Raw genomic sequence first — 20883 nt, 5'->3', positions numbered from 1 at the left:
GGAGTACAGACTTGCGGCGGCCAGAGAAAGGCTTGCCGAGGACCGCGTGCGAACTTGCGACCCGGACTGTGGAAGACTAGAGCATATCCCGTTCGTATTGAATCAATCTGAACGGGATATGCTCTGGGTCCCCAGGATTCGGAGCGGATTCACGCATCAGGTTCCGCGCCCAATTCCAACCCCTGACGGAGCACCCCGGCAATGTCGCTCGGAGACCACGCGCAAACCAGCAAGGCCTGGCCCTTTGAAGAGGCCCGGAAGCTGGTGAAACGCTTGGGCGGGAAGGATCCGGAGAAGGGGTATGTGCTCTTCGAGACCGGATACGGCCCCTCGGGCCTACCGCATATCGGGACCTTCGGCGAGGTGGCGCGTACAAGCATGGTGCGCCATGCCTTCTCGCTGTTCGCCGATGTGCCGACCCGGCTGTTCGCCTTCTCCGACGACATGGACGGGCTGCGCAAGGTCCCCGACAACGTGCCGAACAGGGAGATGATGGCCGAACATCTGGGCGAGCCCCTGACCAGGGTACCCAACCCGTTCGACACCCATCACGACAGCTTCGGGGCGCACAACAACGACATGCTGCGCTCGTTCCTGGATCGCTTCGGCTTCGAGTACGAGTTCGTCAGTTCGACGGAGATGTACACCTCCGGCAGATTCGACGACGCGCTGATGCGGGTGCTCGAGCGGTTCGATGCCGTGATGGACATCATGCTGCCGAGCCTGCGCGAGGAACGGCGCAAGACCTATTCGCCCTTCCTGCCGGTCTCGCCGCAGACCGGGCGGGTGCTTCTGGTGCCGACGCTCGAACGCAATCTCGAGAACGGCACGATCATCTTCGAGGACGAGGACGGTTCGAAGCAGGAGGTGCCGGTCACCGGCGGGCACTGCAAGCTCAATTGGAAACCCGACTGGGGCATGCGCTGGTATGCGCTCGGCGTCGACTACGAGATGGCCGGCAAGGACCTGATCGACTCGGTGAAGCTTTCGGGCCGGATCTGCCGTGCGCTCGGTGGGCCAGCGCCGGAAGGTTTCAACTACGAGCTCTTCCTGGACGAGAACGGCGAGAAGATTTCGAAGTCGCGCGGCAATGGCCTGACGCTTGACGAATGGCTGCGCTACGGCACGGAGGAGAGCCTGTCGCTCTTCATGTACCAGAAGCCGCGCACGGCGAAGCGCCTCTCCTTCGACGTCATCCCGCGCCATGTGGACGAGTACGCCCGGTACCTGGCGGCATTCAGCGGGCAGGACGCCAAGGCGATTGATAATCCGGTCTGGCATCTCCACGCCGGCAACCCCCCGGTCGAGGACCAGCCGCTGAGCTACGGCATGCTCCTGAACCTGGCGGGCGTGTGCAACGCCGAGGACAAGGCCGTGCTGTGGGGTTTCATCAGCCGCTACCTGCCCGGTGCGACGCCCGGGACCAGGCCGTTTCTGGACCGTTTGGCGGAGCTGGCGGTGAACTACTACCAGGACTTCGTGAAACCGGCGAAGTCTTACCGTGCGCCGAGCGCCCGGGAGCGGGCGGCATTCGAGACCCTGGCCAGGCGCTTCGAGGCCCTGCCGGCCGACGCCGACGGCGAGAGCTTCCAGAACGAGGTCTATGCCGTTGGCAAGGAACACGGCTTCGAGCCGCTGCGCGACTGGTTCAAGGCGCTTTACGAGGTGCTGCTGGGCCAGAGCCAGGGGCCGCGCTTCGGCAGCTTCGCGGCGCTCTATGGCCGCGACGAGACCCTGGCGCTGATGCGCGAGATGCTTGCCAGGGGCCATGGCAGCGCCGCCCGGAGCGGATCGCACTCAGTTGGAACCGCCCGCGGCTGATGGCGGTGCCGAAGGCCGTGCGTTCCGCGCGCTCCGGCAGCGAGGTCATTCAGGAGACCGGCAACGCGGCCCAGTCGTCGAAGGAAATCGCCCGCCCCGGATAGGCGGGCGCTTCGAAGGGCCAGCCCTCGTCGATCCAGGTGCGGACGGCGTCGTAGAGCGCATCGTCGAGGCCGCTCGCGAGTTCGTCGGCGCGCACCCACATGGTGACCTTGCAGTCGTGGCCGCGCTTGCGCGTCGGGTTGATGTAGACGCAGCCGAGGCATCGGCTCTCGTCGGGCGTCATCATGGTGTAGGCGAACGAGCTTCGGATGGTGAACTCACGCTGGTGCCAGCCGAGATCGATCAGGTCTTCCTCAAGCGTCAGACCTTCGGGCCAGGTGCCATCGCCATCGGGGCTGAATGTGGTCTGGAGATGCTCCACGCTTGCCATGACGGCGTCGTAGTCCTTGATCAGATCGTTGACCGTAAGGATGCGCAGACGGAAGCGCGGATGCTCAAGCGTCTCCGGCACGTCGAAGTCATCGGGAACGAGACGGGGGCGGTCGTGCATGGCGGTCCTCGGGTGGCTTTCTTCAGATGCCCCCGGTGACGGCGACGGTCTCGGCACCGAGGAACCGGCGCAACCGTTCGAGCTCGGACTCGAGCGCGGCGATGCGACCCTTTCCAGGCTTCACCCCGGTCTCCCACCAGAGATTGTTGACCGTGAGACGACCCTTGTCGCGGTGAAACTTCATGCAGGCGCGGCCCGCCATGCGGTCGCCTTCGAGCAGCGGCAGGACGTAGTAGCCATATTTTCGCCTGGGCTCCGGGACGAAGGCCTCGAAGCGGTAGTCGAAGTTGAAGAGGCGCAGGGCGCGGTTGCGATCGCGCACCACGGGATCGAATGGGCTGAGGAAGCGCAGGCGCGAGGGAGGCTCCGGCAGGGCGGCAATCTGGTCCCCGAGATGCGCCCAGGCAACCGATGGCCGCGGTCGACCACCACCGGCCGGTTCGACGATGACGGTCTGGAGGCGATGCTGGTTGGCCTCGACCCAGGCTTTGGATTCGGCGGGCTTGATCAGGTCCCAGAACCTGGCGATCTCGCCTGGGGTGGCGATGCCGAGGCGATCAAGCGCCGTGGAACAGGCCCACTCGATATGCGCTGTGCGATCCGGCGTGTCGTCACGGTAATTGTCGGGAATCACCCGTTCGGTGAGGTCGTAGACCTTCTGGAAGTTGACGCGGCGCACGACCGACAGCGCGCCGGACCACCAGAGGTATTCGAGCGCGGCCTTGGTCGGGCCCCAGCCCCACCAGGGTCCGGCACGGGTGCCGTCGGGATCCTCAAGGTCGCGCGACATGGTGGGTCCATTGGCGCGGACATGATCGAGCACGGCTGTGATCACCTTGTCGGCGTCGGGGCCGATGCGCTCGACGAACCAGGCGCTGTCGCTGAGCCTTCTGCCCATGGTCTCGAAGCGATACGACCAGTGGCCGAACCAGCGGATCGGGATCATGCTGGCATCGTGTGTCCAGTGCTCGAAGAGGCGGCGGTCCTTGTCGAGGAGACGATCGAAATCGCGCCGCCGATAGGTCTGGTTGCGCGAGAAGAGCGTGAGGTGATGGGCGCGCTCGACCGTGACGATGCTGTCGAGCTGGACAAACCCCATGCGTTCGATGAGATTGTAGAGATCGTCACGCCGCATCTTTCGGCCGGGATCGTCAGCGAGCCCCTGAAGCGAAAGCAGAAGCCGGCGTACCGTGCGGCAATCTATGACCATGGGTCCGGACATGCCGGGACCTTAGCGCCTTCGTGACCGTGTTGAAGCCTGCTCGCTGGGGATCATTCGCTGCCGCCGATGGTGTCCGGTCGCTCAGTAGCCTGCTTGCGCAGCAGCGCGGTTCGGTGTTGCGGGGCGCGGTTTCATAGAGACCGTGCTGTGCCTTGGTCGTGGACTTGATGGTCCAGTCGGTCAGCCGCTTGCCGAGCGCCTTTGCGATTTCGGCCGCCAGCACCGCCTTGCCCGTGCCGGGTTTGCCCTTGATCAGCAAGGGCCTCTGCAGCGTGATCGCGGCGTTGACCGAAACCGCCAGGTCCCCGGTCGCAACGTAGCTTTCCGTTCCCTCAAACTGCACGGATCAACCTCCCGAACCGCTCACCATTTCGCCTTGAAACCCGGCAGCAACGGAATGCGTTTCGCTCCTTGCTGCGGTACCAATAGCCGTTTTCGCCCTTGGTCATGTCGGAAAATGATGCCCGGTGTCATGATGATACTCGCGGACTTCGCAGACGGTCAGGCCCCTGGCTTCCAACGTCGGGAAGATATCGGCGATGCCCCGGTTGAACGACCGCGAGTCACACCGAATCCTGTGGTTCCAATCAGCGTGGTCGGTTTCGCCGGCGGGCTCCCGTTCGATGGCACCGGGCGTGTTGCGGCCGCCCGGGAAAGCGTCGACGTCATGGAAATCGCTTTGGGTCTGAGGGGGCATGACCGCGTTCCACCAGCCTTTGTCGATTTCGTGATGTTCGTTCATCGCGGGCCTAAAGCCTGGTTCCCTCATCGCGGGCGAACTCGAAATAGAGTTCGCGCGCCTTGCGGTAGACGGGGCCGGGCTGCAGATCACGGTCGTCGACCCTGGTGACGGGTATGACCTTGCTGTAGTTGCCGGTGGAGAAGACCTCGTCGGCTTGCGTGACCTCGTCATAGGTGACCGATCGTTCGACGACGTCGTACCCGGCATCTTGCAGGAGGCTGATGACGCGTTTGCGCGTGATGCCTGCGAGGAACGTCTTGTTGTCGGCAGGCGTGTGCACCTGGCCGTCCTTCGCGAAGAACAGGTTCGATGTCGCGAACTCGGCGACGTTGCCCTCGAAATCGAGCATCACTGCGTTGTCGAATCCTTTCGCCCGAGCGCGGCGTACGGCATCACCCGATGTCGGGTAGAGGCAGGAGGCCTTGGCGAGAGTCGGGGCCATGTCGGGGGCTGGCCGGCGCAGTTCCGAGAGGCATGTTGAAAAGCCTGTCGGCTCCTCCATCGGCGCGACCTCGAGGACCATGAGGAACCTGGTGAGATCGGCAACTTCCCAGAGAGAATCGCTCTGGCCGCTCCAGTAGGTCGGCCGAATGTAGAGCTGTTTGTCGCTCGGGAACCTGCGCGCCATGTCGCCCGCCAGTTCGACGAGGTCCTCAACCGTCTCCTTCGGTTCCATGCCCATGACCTGAGCGGAGTTCAGGCAGCGCTGGCAGTGCCGCTCGATATCCGGCATCACGCCATCAAAGGCACGCGCACCGTCGAAGATCATGGTCGCAAACCAGAACGACTGGTCGAGCGGTCCCATGATCATCGGGTTGCCTTCGTGGAAGCTTCCCTGGTGATAGGTGAGCTGATCCATGGCTTCTCCAGAGGTTGAGGGTCGCTTGCTTAGCACGCCCGGGCCCTGCTGTGCACGGGCCTGTCGCTGGGTTAGTTTCGGACCGCTACGGAAGGCAGAACGCGTGCCCGATTTCTTTCGATGGGTCGGTCCGCTGCTGCACCGGCTCCATCCCGAGACGGCGCACAATCTCACACTGTTGGCCCTGGAGCTGGGTCTGGCAGGGCAGCGGGACCGATCGGACAACGACACGCTCGGGACGGAGTGCTTTGGCCTTCGTTTTCCCAATCCCGTCGGTCTGGCGGCCGGTTTCGACAAGGATGCGAGGGTACCCGGCGCGATGCTCGGATTGGGCTTCGGCTTTGTCGAGGTCGGAACCGTGACGCCCAAACCGCAGCCCGGCAATCCGAAACCCCGGGTGTTCCGCCTGGCGGAAGACCGCGCCGTGATCAATCGCATGGGTTTCAACAACGGTGGTGCCGAGGCCATGGCCGCTCGATTGGCGCGACGCAGACCGGATGGACTGCTCGGCATCAACATCGGCAAAAACAGGACCTCGGACGACTCGATCGCCGACTACCGGACGGCCTTCGCCGGTCTGGCAGGCTTTGCGGATTACGTGGTCGTCAACGTCTCGTCACCCAACACCCCCGGACTTCGCGATCTGCAGGCTGTCTCGTCGCTGCGACCGCTGCTCGAGGCCCTCGTCCGGGACCGGGCGGCGGGTGAGACGGGCGAGGCATCGCGCACGCCGCCGCTGATCCTCAAGCTTGCTCCCGACCTTGCCGTCGATGATGCGGTGGCCGCTGCAGAGTTGGCTGTCGAGACAGGCTTCGACGGAGTCGCCATCGCCAACACGACCGTTTCGCGCCCCGGTGGCTTGTCGAGCCAACACAAACAAGAGGGCGGAGGCCTGTCCGGCCGCCCTCTCTTCGACATGTCGACGGACCTGCTGCGCAGGGTCTACCGGGCAAGTGGCGGAAAACTGCCCTTGATCGGTATCGGCGGGATTGACTCGGCTGACACGGCCTATGCGAAGATTTGTGCGGGCGCATCGCTGATTCAGCTTTACACGGGCATGGCCTACGGAGGGCCAGCACTTGTCGCGGAGATTCTCGACGGCCTGGTACATCGCCTCAATCGAGACGGATTGTCGACAATCGGCGAAGCCGTGGGTCGTGACGCCTAGCGATCACGTGTGACGCAGCGCCTGCGAGCCCAGAGGAATTGACGGCCGCTCCTTGGAACAGCTTTGCAGATCGCAGGCTCTGCTGCCTCGGTCCAGCGCAACCGTGGATCGATCGGTTTGCGCCCCCTTGTCCGAGGCGCTAAACCAAAGCCGCCGGCTTGGAAGGGCGATTGCGGGGCAAACGTATGGACCTGGTCCTTTTGTTTACGGGGGTCGTCGTCGGTTTTTTTGTTGCTGCGCCGGTCGGACCTGTTGCGGTCCTTTGCATTCAGCGAACCTTGCTCGATGGACGGATTGTCGGCTTCGGAACCGGATTGGGTGCCGCGGTCGGCGACGCGGTTTTTGGTGCCCTGGCGATTTTTTTCGTGGCCGTCGTGGAGAGCTTTCTTCAGGAGCACCGCCCCGTCATTCAGGCTCTCGGATCGTTCGTCCTGATCGGCATCGGCGTGCGGACCGTTGCAACGCGCAACAATCGGGCTGTCATGGCTGACGGCGCCTCATCGAAACTGTACCACGAGACGCTTCTTCACGCTTTCGGCTCGGCGTTCGCGGTGACGATCGTCAATCCGATCACGATTCTCGCCTTCCTGGCGATCCTTGCGCAGTTTCATATCTCCGAAACAACCGACGGCTTGCTTGATTCATGGCTCGTCATTGTTGGTATCTTCGTCGGTGCAGCGGCATGGTGGTTTTTACTCGCGAGCGTGGCATCGGTGTTTCGACAGCGATTCACGCAGAAGGGCCTGAAGTGGATGAATGCCATCTCCGGCATGGTGATCCTCGGATTCGGACTGTACGGTCTGCTCGATTTTGCTTGGCGCCTCTGACGTGTTCGACGGCTCAGGCGAGAACCTCGGAGACGCGCTGTCGAAGTTCCGGAACCAGTTCGGCCTCGAACCACGGATTGCGCTTCAACCAGGCGGTGTTGCGCCAGGAAGGATGGGGCAGGGGGATGATATCGGGAAGGTAGTCCGTCCATGCGGCGACCGTTTCGGTCATCGTTTTTCTGCGCCGAGCGCCGAGATGATAGGTCTGTGCGTAACCTCCGATGAGCAGCGTGAGGCTGATCTCGCCGAGACGGCTCAGCAGGGCTTCATGCCAGAGCGGTGCGCACTCCGGTCGTGGCGGGTAATCCCCGCCCTTCGGATCGGTGCCGGGAAAGCAGAACCCCATGGGCACGATGGCAACCCGGGATTCGTCATAGAAGACATCGGGGTCAATGCCGGTCCATGCGCGCAAGCGTTCACCGCTCCGGTCGTTCCACGGGATGCCGCTTTCATGAACCCGGAGACCCGGGGCCTGGCCGATCAGAAGGAGACGGGCGGTCGGATTGGCGCGCACCACAGGACGCGGACCATGGGAAAGATGTCGGGCGCAGACCGTACACGTCCGAATCTTTCGCAGCAGGCGCTGCATGTCGTTCCTGGAGCGGGCCATCGCACCCGACTGTGTCGATCGACGGTGCGATCGGCAAGCCGGAGCATCACATGGAGCATCACATGTTGAGTCATCTCGGCGATGTTCTCGGGCGTCTCGGTCTGGACCCGGAGCTCGAGTCCCGGACGCGCTTGCTCTCGGGCACGGGAAACCGCAGCCATTTTGTTCCAGCGGATGGAACAGGGATCGTCGTCCGGATCGAAGGCGAAGAGACCCATGGCCTGGTGAACCGCCGCAACGAGCATCAAAACCTGATGCTGGCTGCAAACCGCGGGCTTGCGCCCGACGTCGTGTTGTCCGATCCTGCTGCCGGCTGCCTCGTCACGGGCTTTGTTTCCGGCCCTACTCTGGATCGGCTGCCTCGCCCCTACACACCTGCCGTATTCGTGCGGCTTGCCGCCGTGTTGGAGGATCTGAAGGCGATGTCCGGCTTTCAGGGCAGTATGGATCCTTGGCAGAAGATCGCGCGTTATCTGGCGGACGCGTCGATCCCGGTGCCAGAGGATGACCGCGCGGTTGGTCCGGCATGGCATGGGGTCGAGCGATTGCGAGCGGCGGCTGCTCCCGATGGCGATGAACGGGTCTGCGCTCACGTCGATCCGGTTCCGCAGAACCTGATCGATACCGGCGATCGGATCGTCATGTTGGACTGGGAGTATTCGGCGCGCAGCCATGCGATGTGGGACCCGGCCTATTTTGCCGAGGAGGCGGACCTGTCCGCCGAAGAAGAGAATGCTCTGTTCGACGCGTTCGGCTGGGAGCGGAGCGACAGAGACAGGTTCGCCGCCTGGCGCGCCGTGTGCTGCCTCGTATCGTTGACGTGGTGTCTTGCCCGACGTCGGCGGTCTGACGGCCACGGCGTTGACTGGACGCCGGAGATCAACGCGCGTCGCGAACGGTTCGGTGCGCGACTCCATGTTGCGCTGGAGGGACGCTGAGATGGTTCCGGCGGCGCTTGGAGGATGAGTCGCATGATCGACTGGAGCACGATCAAGGGGCTGCTGTTCGACAAGGACGGAACCCTGATCGATTTCCTTGCCACGTGGATGCCTGCTTGCTGCCAACTGGCCGACGAGCTTGCGCGGACCTATGCGACAGCCGACGTCGCCGACCGCATGTTGCTGGAATCCGGCTATGACCGGGTTGCCGACAAACTCAGCCCTGCATCCATCCTTGCCGGTGGAACGAACCAGGAGCTGATCGGGATCTGGCGTGACGTTCTGGGCGATCGTGCGCCATCGGACATCGACGAGATCGTCCTCACCACGTTCGCGCAACATGCTACTGGCGAGGTCGTTCCGACGGCCGAGATGCAGCCCTTGATGTCAACCCTGAGGGACCGCGGACTGATCCTGGGCATCGCGACCAACGACGACACCGAATCGGCCCTGTGGACTGCCGAGTTCCTGGGTGTCGCCGGTATGATGGCGTTTGTCACCGGCGCCGATGCCGGACACGGTGGCAAGCCGGGGCCCGGCATGGGCCTGGCGTTCTGCCGGGCAGCCGGGATCGCGCCGGAGCATGCCGCCATGGTGGGCGATTCCGCTGCCGACGCCAACATGGCTCTGGCCGCAGGTTTCGGCGCTGCGATCGGCGTCTGCACCGGTGCAGCACCGGCTCACGAACTTGCCGATCACTTCGACGTCGTGATCGACAGCGTTGCCGACCTGCCTGATCTCTTGTCGGGCAGGCCCGCCGCTTCGTGATGACTGGCTGAGCGGCGAAAGCGCTTCTTCGGCCGCCTCGAGCGCGAACGAGCGCGAACGAGCGCGAATCTGGGGGCCGAGGATTATGGTGGACGCAAGCGCGTCGAAGACCTTTCGCGTCACACCGGCTTGAATTCATGTGTTCGCGCCGTCACGATACCGGCTGATTAACTTTCATGTCTTGAGTTTCAGGGGAAATGGCCATGAAGACCCGCGCTGCTGTTGCATACGAAGCCGGTAAGCCGCTCACCATCGAGGAAGTCGATCTGGAGGGGCCTCGTGAGGGTGAAGTCCTGATCGAGGTCAAGGCGACCGGTATTTGCCACACAGACCACTTCACGCTGTCGGGCGCTGACCCGGAAGGCATTTTCCCGGCGATCCTGGGCCATGAGGGTGCCGGTGTGGTGGTCGATGTGGGGTCGAACGTTTCGAGCCTGAAGAAGGGCGATCATGTCATCCCGCTCTACACGCCGGAATGCCGTCAGTGCGCGTACTGCACCTCGGGCAAGACCAATCTCTGCCAGGCCATTCGTGTCACGCAGGGCCAGGGCCTGATGCCCGATGGTTCCAGCCGCTTCTCCATCGGTGGCAAGAAGCTCTTCCACTACATGGGAACATCGACGTTTGCCAACCACACGGTGGTGCCCGAGATCGCTGTAGCCAAGGTCCGCGAGGACGCGCCGTTCGACAAGATCTGTTACATCGGTTGCGGCGTGACGACCGGTATCGGTGCCGTGATCAACACGGCCAAGGTCGAGCCCGGCACGAACTGTGTCGTCTTCGGCCTCGGCGGCATCGGCCTCAACGTGATCCAGGGCCTGCGCCTGGTCGGTGCGAACATGATCGTCGGTGTCGACCTCAACCCCGCCCGCGAGGCGCTCGGCAAGAAGTTCGGCATGACCCACTTCGTCAATCCGAAGGAGATCGACGGCGACATCGTGGCCCATCTGGTCGCGCTTACGAAGGGTGGTGCCGACTACAGCTTCGAGTGCATCGGCAACGTCAGGACGATGCGTCAGGCGCTGGAATGCGCGCACAAGGGATGGGGCGAGTCCATCATCATTGGCGTTGCCGGTGCGGGCGAGGAGATATCGACCCGGCCGTTCCAGCTGGTCACCGGTCGTGTCTGGCGTGGCACGGCCTTCGGTGGTGCCAGGGGCCGCACTGACGTGCCGAAGATCGTCGACTGGTACATGGATGGGAAGATCAACATCGACGACATGATCACGCACACCATGCCGCTCGAAGACATCAATCACGGCTTCCATCTGATGCATGAAGGTGAGTCGATTCGCTCCGTGGTGGTCTACTGACCGTGATGGCGCTCGACACGGTCTCGAAGAATCGCTGCTACGGCGGCACACAAGGCATCTACAGCCATCGCTCGGCCGAAATCGGTCTGCCGATGCGGTTCGCCGTTTACGAGCCGCCCGCGGCGGCGAACGGCAAGGTGCCGTTGCTGATCTACCTCTCCGGACTGACCTGCACGGAAGAGAACTTCACGATCAAGGCCGGTGCCCAGCGTCTTGCGTCGGAACACGGTATGATCGTTGTCGCGCCCGATACCAGCCCGCGCAGCACGGGGATCGACGGCGAGGACGACGATTGGGCGTTCGGCACCGGCGCGGGGTTCTATCTCGATGCCACGGTCGAGCCGTGGTCGCGGCACTACCGCATGGAAAGCTACATCGTGAAGGAGCTTCCCAAGGTCATCTGCGAGAACTTCCCTGCCGACGGGGGACGGATGAGTGTGTTCGGGCATTCCATGGGCGGGCACGGTGCGATCTCGCTCGCGCTCAAAAACCCCGGGATGTATCAGTCGGTGTCGGCGTTTGCGCCGATGAACTCGTTAATGAACTGCGAGCCCGGCGTGAATGCGCTCACCGGATATCTCGGTGACGACCGCGATGCCTGGCGACGCTACGACGTGGTCGACCTGATCGAGTCAGGCCATCGTTGTCCGCCGTTGCTGGTCGACCAGGGTTCGATCGACGAGTTTCTTCCGAACCTTCTGCCGGAGAAGCTGCAGGCGGCATGTGACGCTGCGGGGCAGCCTCTCACGCTGAACATGCGCGAGGGCTACGACCACAGCTACTGGTTCGTCCAGAGCTTCATGGCCGACCATTTCGCCCATCACGCCGAGGTTCTTTGCGGCTAGCTCGCCTCGCGGCGCTCATCGGCCCGGTCTGGCTGCTGGCGGCCTGCGAAATCGCGGCTCCGCCCGGCTCGTCGGTCGCGATCGAGAGCGCCGGTGTCGCGGCCAGCGATCGGGCCATCCAGTTCCTGCTCGCTGCGATGTGACGGCTTGGACGACAGCAAGTCCTTGAAATTGCGATATAATCTCACCAGATTGATGTCACCGGCGCAATGTGAGTATTGCGTGAACCCGCCGTTGCCGTGATCCCATCGAACGCCATTGCCTGCGTCCTTGCCGTCCAGCGCATCGACACCGATGTTACCGACGAAGACGTTGTTCATGTCGTTGCGCGTGCCGACGACCACACCATCTGCCGCGGCGACAACGGGCACGCCCTGTCATATCCCGGGGAGCGTTCCGGGCCGCATGTCGAGGCCATCACGGTTGTCGCAGGTGCGGGTGCCACACCATGGTCGATCACCTCAGGACCCGGGTCGTGATCACAGTTGGTTCTGCACGAAACAGGCGCCGCCCATGGAGCAGTCCACCGGAGGGCCGGGAACGGGGTTGCCCGGCACTGACACCGGAAACGGGGACAACCCCCGACACGGTGTGCTTCATGGTGTCATCGATGCCGGTAGACGAACCGCGAATCTGGCACCGATCGTCTGTTCGTCCTCATCGAGGATGTTCGAGGCCTGGATCGTTCCGCCATGGGCCTCGACGATCTGGCGCGAGATGCTGAGGCCGAGACCGGAGTGGGTACCGAACTTCTCGCCCTCGGGACGGTCGCTGTAGAAACGGCCGAAGATCGCCTCTTCCTTGCCGGACGGTATGCCGGGGCCCTGGTCCGCGACGGTGATATCCAGCCAGCGGCCGGACCGGCGGCAGCCGATGGTGACGGTGCCACCGGCCGGGCTGAACGAGCGGGCGTTGCCGAGAAGGTTGCGGATCACCTGGACCAGGCGGTCCTCCACGCCCTGCACAATGAAGCGGCCGCCGGGCTCGCCCCGATCGAGGTCGGGCCCGAGTTCGAGAAAAGGTCCGTCGTCGCTCCATGTCGTCCTGAGTACGGTCGACAAGGAATCGAGCAGGCGTCCGATGTCGACCGGTGCCGTGGTGGCCCGGTTCAGCTCCGCATCCAGCCGCGAGGCGTCCGAAATGTCGGTGATCAGGCGGTCGATGCGGCGCAGGTCGTCGGTGGCGATACGCAGGAGCGTTTCGTGGCGCTCGTCGTCGGCGATCTTCGGGAGGATCTCGATCGCGCTCTTCAGCGACGAGAGCGGGTTCTTGATCTCGTGTGCGACGTCTGCGGCGAACTGCTCGGTCGCCACCATGCGCTGCTCCAGCGAATGGGTCATGTCGATCAACGCCCGCGACAATTCTCCGATTTCGTCGCCACGGTTGCGGAAATCCGGGATCGAGACCGCCTTGCCAACACCGAAACGCACGTCGTCGGCGGCGTCGGCAAGACGCCGGACCGGACGCGCGATCGTGCCGGCCAGATAGATCGAGAGCAGCACCGTCGCGACAAAGGCGATCAGCGCCAGCGTCAGGATGTCGCTGCGCACCTCGCGCAGCTCCGCTTCGACATCCTCCAGCGTCGACGAAAGCAGCAGCGCCCCCTGGACCTGGCGGTAATGGCTGACCGGCACGGCCACCGTCAGCATCAGGCCGTCGCGACCAGCATCGCGCAGGGCGTGGCCGGTTTCTCCGACCAGCGCCGTGCCGAGCTCCGGATAGTCCGAAGCGGTCTGTACGGCGTGTTCGATGTAGGGCTCGTAGTCGCCGAAGACGGGCGTCACACCCAGAACGACGCGGTCGATCTTGCGCAGCCAGCCTTCAATGCCGGGTTCGTCGCCGGGCGGCGGCAGGACTTCCGCCTGCACGAGCCCGCCCGCACTGATCAGATTGCGGCTGTCGGCGATCATCTCGCCTGTCGTCTGGAAAAGCCGCGCCCGGACGCTGCCGGCCACCACAAGGCGGCGCACCAGCGAGCGTGCCTGGGTTTCCATGATGTGGGTGATCGGCGGCTGGGTGGTGTCGTCGAGACCCACAGCCACGACTGTTTCGCCCAAGGCACCGGCAATCACCTCGCCATGCGCCTTTAGCGAATCGGTCTTCGCGGCGATCAGGCCTTCGCGGTAGTTGTCGAGATAAAGAACGCCCGCCAGAAACAGCGCGAGCGGCATCACGTTGATCGCCAGCAGCTTGCGGGTCAGCGATGGCGTTGGCCTGCGGTCGATCGCATCGTCTTGCCCGCCATCCTCTGCGGTGGCGGCGCCGCTGCGCCCGTCGTCGTTTGCAGCCCCCTGGAAGCCCGTCAGACGCGGTTCACGCCTCCTTGTACCGATAGCCGACGCCATAGAGTGTTTCGATGTGCGAGAACGTATCGTCGACCGCGCGGAACTTCTTCCGGATCCGCTTGATGTGACTGTCGATCGTACGGTCGTCGACATAAATGTTATCGTCGTAGGCCGTGTCCAGAAGCTGTTCGCGGCTCTTCACGTGTCCCGGCCGCTGGGCGAGTGACTTCAGGATCAGAAATTCGGTGACGGTCAACGTGACATCGTCGCCTTTCCAGGTGCAGCGATGGCGTGCCGGGTCGAGCGCCAGCTCGCCGCGCACCATGGGCGGCTCGTCTTCATCGTCTTCATCACGCATGCCCGACGCCAGCTCCATGCGGCGCAGGACGGCGCGGATGCGCTCGGTCAGCAGACGCAGGGAGAAAGGCTTGGTGATGTAGTCGTCTGCACCCATCCGCAGACCGAGGGCCTCGTCTGTCTCTTCTGCAAGCGAGGTGAGGAAGATGACAGGCAGGTCCTGTTCGCGACGCAGTCGGGCGAGCAGCTCCATGCCGTCCATGCGCGGCATCTTGATGTCGAGCACCGCGAGATCGGGCGGGGTATTGCCGATCGCCCGCAGCGCCTCAACGCTGTCGGAGTAGCAGGTGACCTTGTACCCCTCCGTCTCGAGTGCCATCGAAACGGACGTCAGGATGTTCCGGTCATCGTCGACAAGTGCGATGGTTTGGCTCACAGGAAGAAAGCTCGCGCGCGTGGTTGTTGAATGAGTGGCAAGCATCAGTCTAGCACCCCCTTGGGCGGAGTTGGAATTGGCGTCTTTTGCGCCCGCTTGCCGGTTTGGGGTCGGACAAAGGCAGGACTATGACCGAACCGGGACCAATTGCGGGCGCGCGGCTGCTGCTGCGCGGGGCCTCACATGCCACGCTGGCGACGCTCACGCCCGAGGGTGCGCCGTTTGTCAGCTTTGTCGCCATGGCGACTGACGCGCAGGGTGCGCCGCTGTTCCTGCTCTCTGACCTTGCCCGCCACACCCGGCATCTGAAGGCCGATGCACGCGCCTCTCTGCTGATCGACGGGACGGCTGGGCATGCCGATCGGCTGACGGGTGCACGCCTGACCCTGAGCGGCATGGTCGAACCCTGCGGGACGGAGATGCGTCGCCGCTACCTTGCGTGCCATCCCGAGGCCGCGATGCTGCTCGATTTGGCGGACTTTCGGTTCTATCGGATGACCGTCCGGGACGGCCATCAGGTCGCCGGGTTCGGGCACATTGATACGATCCTGCCTGACGACCTTCTCGTTCCTGAGGACGTGGCCAGCGCCGTCGCTGCGATCGAGGCGAGCGCCATTGAGCATATGCACGAGGATCACGCCGATGCTGTCGCGTTGCTCGGCGCGGATCAGAACGCAAGGTTCACCGCCATCGATGCCGACGGCCTGGTTGTTCAGAGTGGCGACCGCGCCCGACATGTTCCGTTCGCGGCGCGGTTGAGTGCGGCTGGCGATCTGAGGTCGGCTGTCGTGGAAGTTATCGGACAGATTGGCCGCAAATCGGAATGATTCTCACAGCCTGAACCGATTCGAGGGTTGCCTTGCCTCGATTGATCGGCTTTGAATCGATCGATTTCGGGGGCAGTCTGGCAGAGGGCTCCGTCCCACCGTTGACACAGGACGACCGGGAGGTCGAAGCAGGCATGGCAATCCACGGCCCAGTCCACAGTTCTGTCGGGCTGGAGACGGTTGGCTTTACGAATTTGGCTGACGAGTTCTGGAACGTCGGTGCAGCCGGACTTTACGAGCGCGCGATCATCAACGGCGAGGGCGATATCTCCGCCGATGGTGCCCTGGTCGTCTTGACGGGCCATCACACGGGCCGTTCGGCAAGCGACAAGTTCATTGTGCGCGATGCGGTGACCGAAAACACGGTCAACTGGGGCAAGGTCAACGTGGCCATGGAGCCCGGTTCGTTCCAGACGCTCAAGCGTCGCATCCTGGCCTACTACCAGGGTCGCGATGCCTATGTTCAGGACCTCTACGGCGGGGCCGATCCTGACTTCCGGGTCAAGGTTCGCGTGGTGACCGAGCAGGCTTGGCACAATCTCTTCGCCAACCATCTCCTGATCGCGCCGTCACGCGACGATCGTTGCGACTTCGCGCCGGAGTTCACGATCATCCAGGCGCCCGGCTTCCTCGCCGATCCGGAGATCGACGGCTGCCGTTCGCAGACCGTGATTGCCATGGACTTCACCGAACGGCTCGTTCTGATCGCAGGCACGTCCTATGCCGGCGAGATCAAGAAGTCGGTCTTTTCGATCCTCAACTTCCTCCTGCCGCCGCGTGACGTGCTGCCGATGCATTGTTCGGTCAATGTGGGCGAGGCAGGCGACTCCGCCGTGTTCTTCGGGCTTTCCGGCACGGGCAAGACAACGCTCTCGGCCGATCCGAACCGCATGCTGGTCGGCGACGATGAACACGGCTGGGGCGAGAACGGACTCTTCAACTTCGAGGGCGGCTGTTACGCCAAGGTGATCCGCTTGTCCGAGGAGGCCGAACCGGAGATCCACGCGACGACCCGGCGCTTCGGCGCGGTGCTCGAAAACGTCGTGATGGATTCCGACACGCGACTGCTCGATCTTGACGACAACCGTTACACCGAAAACACCCGGGCGGCTTACCCGCTCGACTTCATCCCGAATGCATCACCGACGGGTCACGCCGGCCATCCCGACAATGTTGTCATGCTCACGGCCGATGCCTTCGGCGTCCTCCCGCCGATCTCGAAGCTGACCGCCGAGCAGGCGATGTACCACTTCCTGTCGGGTTACACGGCCAAGGTGGCCGGCACCGAAAAGGGTCTGGGCAACGAGCCGCAGGCGACGTTCTCGACCTGCTTCGGCGCGCCCTTCATGCCGCGCCATCCCAGCGTTTATGCCCGCATGCTGGCCGACAAGATCAACCGCCACGGCTCCGACTGCTGGCTGGTGAACACCGGCTGGTCGGGCGGTTCCTACGGTGTCGGCAAGCGTATGCCGATCCGCCACACCCGTGCGCTGCTCAACGCCGCGCTCGACGGCAGCCTTGCCAAGGCAAGCTTCCGCCAGGATGAGAACTTCGGCGTGCTTGTGCCGAATGCCTGCCCCGATGTGCCCGACGATGTGCTGAACCCGCGGGCGACCTGGTCCGACAAGGGTGCCTATGACGATCAGGCTCGCGATCTTTGCGGCCGCTTCCATCGGAACTTCGAGATCTTCACCGATTACGTCGATCAGCCGGTGCGCGAGGCTGGTCCCCGACCGGCGTTCTGAGAAAGGCCCCGATCCCATGTCATAGGCTCCTCACAGGCTCCCGCCGGACAGCAACACGGCGGGAGCCTGTGTCATGTCTGACGAACCGGTCCTTCTCGAACGCATCGCGCCCGTGGGCTATCTGACGCTCAACCGGCCCGACAAGCTGAACGCAATCGGCGAAGAGAGGCGCAAGCTCCTTGTCGAACGAATCGACGGGGCCGACGCCGATCCCGATAGCTGCGACGTCGTCATTCGCGGCGGGGGCCGCGCGTTCTGCCCGGGCGATGGCATCCCGGGCGACGGTGCCGAGGATGCGCACGACCGGGAGTGGCGAGAGGTTCCAGCAGATCCCCGGGGCCGAGGGCCTCGATGCGGCGCTCAAATGGCGCAACAGTCCGTTCAGTGAGGCCGAATAGAACAGGGCCGGTCACATGGGACCGGCCCTCTCTACGTCCCCATGCGGGGCGAAACTGTCTGCCGGATCAGGCGAGCGACAGGTTGTCGGCGGCGCTTCGTCCGTCCCGCCCGGGAACGACTTCGAACGCAACCTTCTGTCCTTCCTGGAGTGAACCGAGACCGGCGCGCTCGACGGCGCTGATGTGAACGAACACGTCCTTGCCGCCCTGATCCGGGGCGATAAAGCCGTAACCTTTTGTGGCGTTGAACCACTTGATGGTACCCGTAGGCATGGGAACACACGTCTCCTTGGGGTCCGCGACGGATTGGCCGTCACGAGTCGTTGACAGAAATCGGATGTTGGGAAAGGTTGCCGGAAATCACCGGCCTTCGCGCATAAACGCTCACTGCTGCATGGCGACAGACCAAACCGTCCGTCCGACGCGGCGGACTGTGGGCCGGAATCGCCGTCATTGCCAGCAAAATCGTGCACAAATCAGTGCGCCTCGTTCCAGTTGTGGCCTGCGCCGGTCTCGACCGTCAGCGGGACAGAGAGGTGGGCGGCACGTTCCATCACAGTCTTCACGCAGGCCGCCGTGGCCTCGGCCTCGGTTTCGGTCACCTCGAACAGGAGTTCGTCGTGGACCTGCAGCAACATCTTCGCGGAGAGACCGGCCTCGGTCAGCGCACCGGGCATGCGGATCATGGCGCGCTTGATGATGTCGGCGGCCGCACCCTGGAGCGGGGCGTTGATCGCTGCCCGTTCGTAGAAGCCGCGGGTTGAGGGATTGCGATCGTTGATGCCGGGCACGTGGCACTTCCGGCCGAACAGCGTTGTGACGTAACCCAGTTCCCTGGCGGTCTTCTTCGTGCGCTCCATGTAGTCCCGGATGCCGGGATACCGATCGAGGTAGGCGTCGATGTAGTCGCGTGCCTCGTCGCGGCCGATCGAGAGCTGGCGCGCAAGCCCGAAGGCGCTGATGCCATAGATGATGCCGAAGTTGATCGCCTTGGCATTACGCCGGGTGATCGGATCCATGTCCCCGAGCGGCACCGAGAAGACCTGGCTGGCCGTCATGGCGTGGATGTCGAGGCCCTCGTGGAAGGCCTGCTTCAGCGTGTCGATGTCGGCGACATGGGCAAGCAGTCTGAGCTCGATCTGTGAATAGTCGGCTGAGAGCAGAACATTGCCGGGCTCGGCCACGAAGGCGTCGCGGATGCGCCGACCCTCCTCGGTGCGGATCGGAATGTTCTGCAGATTGGGGTCCGACGACGCCAGCCGTCCGGTCGAGGCCGCGGCCATCGAGAATGACGTGTGGACACGCCCGGTCTCCGGGTTGATCTGCTCGACCAGCGTGTCGGTGTAGGTGCTCTTGAGCTTGGCGAGCTGCCGCCAGTCGAGGACCTTCTGCGGCAGCTCATGGCCCTGGGCGGCGAGGGCTTCCAGCACGTCCGCACCGGTGCCGTAGGCACCCGACCTGCCCTTCTTGCCGCCTTCGATTCCCATCTCGTCGAACATCACGGCGCCCAACTGCCTGGGCGAGCCGATGGCAAACGGGTGACCAGCGAGTGCGTGGATTTCCTTCTCCAGCACCTGGATGCGCGTGCCGAACTCACCCGACATCCGCTCCAGTTCGACGCGATCGACCTTCACGCCCGCCTGTTCCATCTCGGCGATGACGGGGATCAGTGGGCGTTCTACGGTCTCATAGATGCGCGTCACATGTTCGACCGCCAGGCGCGGTTTCAGCTTGCACCACAGGCGCAGGGTGATGTCGGCGTCCTCGGCGGCGTAGTCGCGAGCGCGGTCGAGCGGCACCAGATCGAAGGTCACCTGGTTCTTGCCGGTGCCGGCGATCTCCTTGTAGGGGATCGTCGTGTGACCCAGGAACAGCCGGGCCAGCGTGTCCATCCTCTGGTCGTGCTTGCCGCCTTCCAGGCAATAGCTCAGCAGCATGGTGTCGTCGACCGGGCTGACCGGCATGCCCGCGCGCGCCAGAACCACGCTGTCGTACTTGATGTTGTGGCCGATCTTGAGCACGGCCGGGTCGGCCAGCATGGGAGCCAGGACGGCACGCGCCTCGTCGAGCGGAATCTGGACCGGGCTGTCCGACAATGCATCGGGCGCCTGATGGCCCAGCGGGATGTAACAGCCGTTGCCCGGTGCAGTGGACATCGAGACGCCGACCAGGATCGCACTCATCTCATCGACGCTGGTTGTCTCTGTGTCGACCGCGACAAGGCCAAGCCGTGTCGCTTCGGCAACCCAGCGTTTCAGGGATTCGATGTCCTGGACGAGTGCATAACCGGCCGGTTCCTCCGGGGCCGCGCTTGCCGTCTCGGGGGTGTCGCTTCTGCCCATGGTCCCGAGCCAGGCCTCGACGCGCGCCGTGACTGTGCGGAACTCCTGCGCGCGCAGGAATGCGAGCAGCGAGTCCGGTTCCGGCTCCCGCCTGGTGAGCGCCTCCAGCCCCGCGTCGAGCGGCACATTCCGGTCGAGCGTCACCAGAACCTTCGAGATGCGCGCATCGTCAGCGTGCTCGATCAGCTTCTCGCGACGTTTGGGCTGTTTGATCTCTTCGGCGCGCTCCAGCAGCGTTTCGAGATCGCCATACTCGGTGATGAGCTGTGCTGCCGTCTTCACACCGATCCCCGGAACCCCGGGCACGTTGTCGACGGAATCGCCGGCGAGCGCCTGCACCTCGATCACCTTGTCGGGTGCCACGCCGAACTTCTCAAGGACCTCGCCCTCGCGGATCTCCCTGTTCTTCAGGCCGTCGAGCATCATCACGTTCTCGCCGACGAGCTGCATGAGATCCTTGTCGGACGAGACGATGGTGACCTCGGCACCGGCTTCCCTGGCCATGCGTGTGTAGGTTGCGATGATGTCATCGGCCTCGAAGCCTTCCTTCTCGACGACCGGCAGGTTGAACGCCAGCGCCGCCTCGCGGATCAGCGGGAACTGCGGCACCAGATCCTCGGGCGGATCGGGCCGCTGCGCCTTGTACCGGTCGTAGATCTCATTGCGGAAGGTCCTGGAGCTGTAGTCGAAGACACAGGCGATGTGGTCCGCGTCCGTGCCGTCGATCAGCTTCATGATCATGTTGCAGAAGCCCATCACCGCGTTGACCGGCGTGCCGTCCGAACGGGTCATGGGGGGAAGGGCATGGAAGGCCCGGAAGATGAATCCGGAGCCGTCGATCAGGTAGACGTGTCTGGGTGCCTCGGCCATGCGGCCAGCTTAGACGG

At 63.8% G+C, this 20883-nt stretch carries 20 protein-coding genes and 1 pseudogene; 10 read left to right on the top strand and 11 right to left on the bottom strand.

The genetic code is table 11. The features are described from left to right. The first annotated feature begins 201 nt into the window (after positions 1-201). The gene (locus tag GDA49_07615; GenBank protein ID MBC6440263.1) at positions 202-1821 is read left to right on the top strand and encodes a lysine--tRNA ligase; all 1620 of its coding nucleotides are present in this window, start codon (positions 202-204) and stop codon (positions 1819-1821) included. 49 nt (positions 1822-1870) lie between these two features. Here GDA49_07615 and GDA49_07610 read toward each other — a convergent pair whose 3' ends face one another. From GDA49_07610 to GDA49_07590, 5 genes and pseudogenes are all read right to left on the bottom strand, one after another. Further along, a complete protein-coding gene (locus GDA49_07610) occupies positions 1871-2374 on the bottom strand; it encodes a GNAT family N-acetyltransferase (protein ID MBC6440262.1) in 504 nt (167 codons plus the stop codon). Positions 2375-2396: 22 nt separating this feature from the next. Beyond that, positions 2397-3584, bottom strand: coding sequence for a YcaQ family DNA glycosylase (locus tag GDA49_07605; protein ID MBC6440261.1), 1188 nt, complete (start codon positions 3582-3584; stop codon positions 2397-2399). 142 nt (positions 3585-3726) lie between these two features. Further along, a pseudogene (locus tag GDA49_07600) lies at positions 3727-3939 on the bottom strand (ATP-binding protein). Between the two features lie 102 nt (positions 3940-4041). Next, the gene (locus GDA49_07595) at positions 4042-4338 is read right to left on the bottom strand and encodes a hypothetical protein (GenBank protein MBC6440260.1); all 297 of its coding nucleotides are present in this window, start codon (positions 4336-4338) and stop codon (positions 4042-4044) included. A gap of 7 nt (positions 4339-4345) precedes the next feature. After that, positions 4346-5197 carry a branched-chain amino acid aminotransferase gene (locus GDA49_07590; GenBank protein ID MBC6440259.1) on the bottom strand — a complete coding sequence of 284 codons (852 nt, stop codon included), beginning with the start codon at positions 5195-5197 and terminating at the stop codon, positions 4346-4348. Positions 5198-5300: 103 nt separating this feature from the next. Here GDA49_07590 and GDA49_07585 point away from each other — a divergent pair, with 103 nt between their 5' ends. Both GDA49_07585 and GDA49_07580 read left to right on the top strand, forming a co-directional pair. Then, the gene (locus GDA49_07585; GenBank protein MBC6440258.1) at positions 5301-6365 is read left to right on the top strand and encodes a quinone-dependent dihydroorotate dehydrogenase; all 1065 of its coding nucleotides are present in this window, start codon (positions 5301-5303) and stop codon (positions 6363-6365) included. Between the two features lie 185 nt (positions 6366-6550). Continuing rightward, positions 6551-7192: a LysE family translocator gene (locus GDA49_07580; protein MBC6440257.1), complete on the top strand. Its 642-nt coding sequence runs from the start codon at positions 6551-6553 to the stop codon at positions 7190-7192. Positions 7193-7205: 13 nt separating this feature from the next. Here GDA49_07580 and GDA49_07575 read toward each other — a convergent pair whose 3' ends face one another. Further along, positions 7206-7781: a uracil-DNA glycosylase family protein gene (locus tag GDA49_07575; protein ID MBC6440256.1), complete on the bottom strand. Its 576-nt coding sequence runs from the start codon at positions 7779-7781 to the stop codon at positions 7206-7208. An 83-nt stretch (positions 7782-7864) separates the two neighbouring features. On the opposite strand from GDA49_07575, the gene GDA49_07570 reads away from it, so the two are divergent. From GDA49_07570 to fghA, 4 genes are all read left to right on the top strand, one after another. After that, a complete protein-coding gene (locus GDA49_07570; protein ID MBC6440255.1) occupies positions 7865-8740 on the top strand; it encodes a phosphotransferase in 876 nt (291 codons plus the stop codon). A 33-nt stretch (positions 8741-8773) separates the two neighbouring features. Continuing rightward, the gene (locus GDA49_07565; GenBank protein MBC6440254.1) at positions 8774-9508 is read left to right on the top strand and encodes an HAD family hydrolase; all 735 of its coding nucleotides are present in this window, start codon (positions 8774-8776) and stop codon (positions 9506-9508) included. Positions 9509-9711: 203 nt separating this feature from the next. Beyond that, positions 9712-10821, top strand: coding sequence for an S-(hydroxymethyl)glutathione dehydrogenase/class III alcohol dehydrogenase (locus GDA49_07560; GenBank protein MBC6440253.1), 1110 nt, complete (start codon positions 9712-9714; stop codon positions 10819-10821). A gap of 5 nt (positions 10822-10826) precedes the next feature. Next, entirely contained in the window at positions 10827-11666 is an 840-nt protein-coding gene (gene fghA / locus GDA49_07555) for an S-formylglutathione hydrolase (GenBank protein ID MBC6440252.1), read from the top strand. Here fghA and GDA49_07550 read toward each other — a convergent pair. The 3 genes from GDA49_07550 to GDA49_07540 form a co-directional block, all read right to left on the bottom strand. Next, positions 11663-12037 (bottom strand): hypothetical protein, encoded by a 375-nt coding sequence (locus tag GDA49_07550; GenBank protein ID MBC6440251.1) that lies wholly within the window; start codon positions 12035-12037, stop codon positions 11663-11665. The two genes, fghA and GDA49_07550, sit on opposite strands and share 4 nt — an antisense overlap. A 225-nt stretch (positions 12038-12262) precedes the next feature. Beyond that, positions 12263-14011 (bottom strand): stimulus-sensing domain-containing protein, encoded by a 1749-nt coding sequence (locus GDA49_07545; protein MBC6440250.1) that lies wholly within the window; start codon positions 14009-14011, stop codon positions 12263-12265. Beyond that, positions 13980-14684 carry a response regulator transcription factor gene (locus GDA49_07540; protein ID MBC6440249.1) on the bottom strand — a complete coding sequence of 235 codons (705 nt, stop codon included), beginning with the start codon at positions 14682-14684 and terminating at the stop codon, positions 13980-13982. The genes GDA49_07545 and GDA49_07540 overlap by 32 nt, the downstream gene beginning before the upstream one ends. Positions 14685-14812: 128 nt before the next feature. On the opposite strand from GDA49_07540, the gene GDA49_07535 reads away from it, so the two are divergent. The 3 genes from GDA49_07535 to GDA49_07525 all read left to right on the top strand — a co-directional run bounded on the left by GDA49_07535 (position 14813) and on the right by GDA49_07525 (position 17644). Then, a complete protein-coding gene (locus GDA49_07535) occupies positions 14813-15511 on the top strand; it encodes a pyridoxamine 5'-phosphate oxidase family protein (protein ID MBC6440248.1) in 699 nt (232 codons plus the stop codon). Between the two features lie 134 nt (positions 15512-15645). After that, positions 15646-17256 (top strand): phosphoenolpyruvate carboxykinase, encoded by a 1611-nt coding sequence (locus tag GDA49_07530; protein ID MBC6440247.1) that lies wholly within the window; start codon positions 15646-15648, stop codon positions 17254-17256. A gap of 73 nt (positions 17257-17329) precedes the next feature. Beyond that, positions 17330-17644: an enoyl-CoA hydratase/isomerase family protein gene (locus GDA49_07525; GenBank protein ID MBC6440246.1), complete on the top strand. Its 315-nt coding sequence runs from the start codon at positions 17330-17332 to the stop codon at positions 17642-17644. Between the two features lie 76 nt (positions 17645-17720). Here the strand turns inward: GDA49_07525 and GDA49_07520 are convergent, their stop codons facing one another. After that, positions 17721-17927, bottom strand: coding sequence for a cold-shock protein (locus GDA49_07520; GenBank protein MBC6440245.1), 207 nt, complete (start codon positions 17925-17927; stop codon positions 17721-17723). A 203-nt stretch (positions 17928-18130) separates the two neighbouring features. Further along, positions 18131-20866 carry a DNA polymerase I gene (polA, locus tag GDA49_07515; GenBank protein MBC6440244.1) on the bottom strand — a complete coding sequence of 912 codons (2736 nt, stop codon included), beginning with the start codon at positions 20864-20866 and terminating at the stop codon, positions 18131-18133. Positions 20867-20883 lie beyond the last annotated feature (17 nt).

This window comes from Rhodospirillales bacterium (genome assembly GCA_014323865.1).
Classification (GTDB): Bacteria; Pseudomonadota; Alphaproteobacteria; order SP197; family SP197; genus SP197.
Note: the sequence above shows the minus strand (reverse complement) of the source record. Positions and strands in the feature narration are given on the sequence as shown.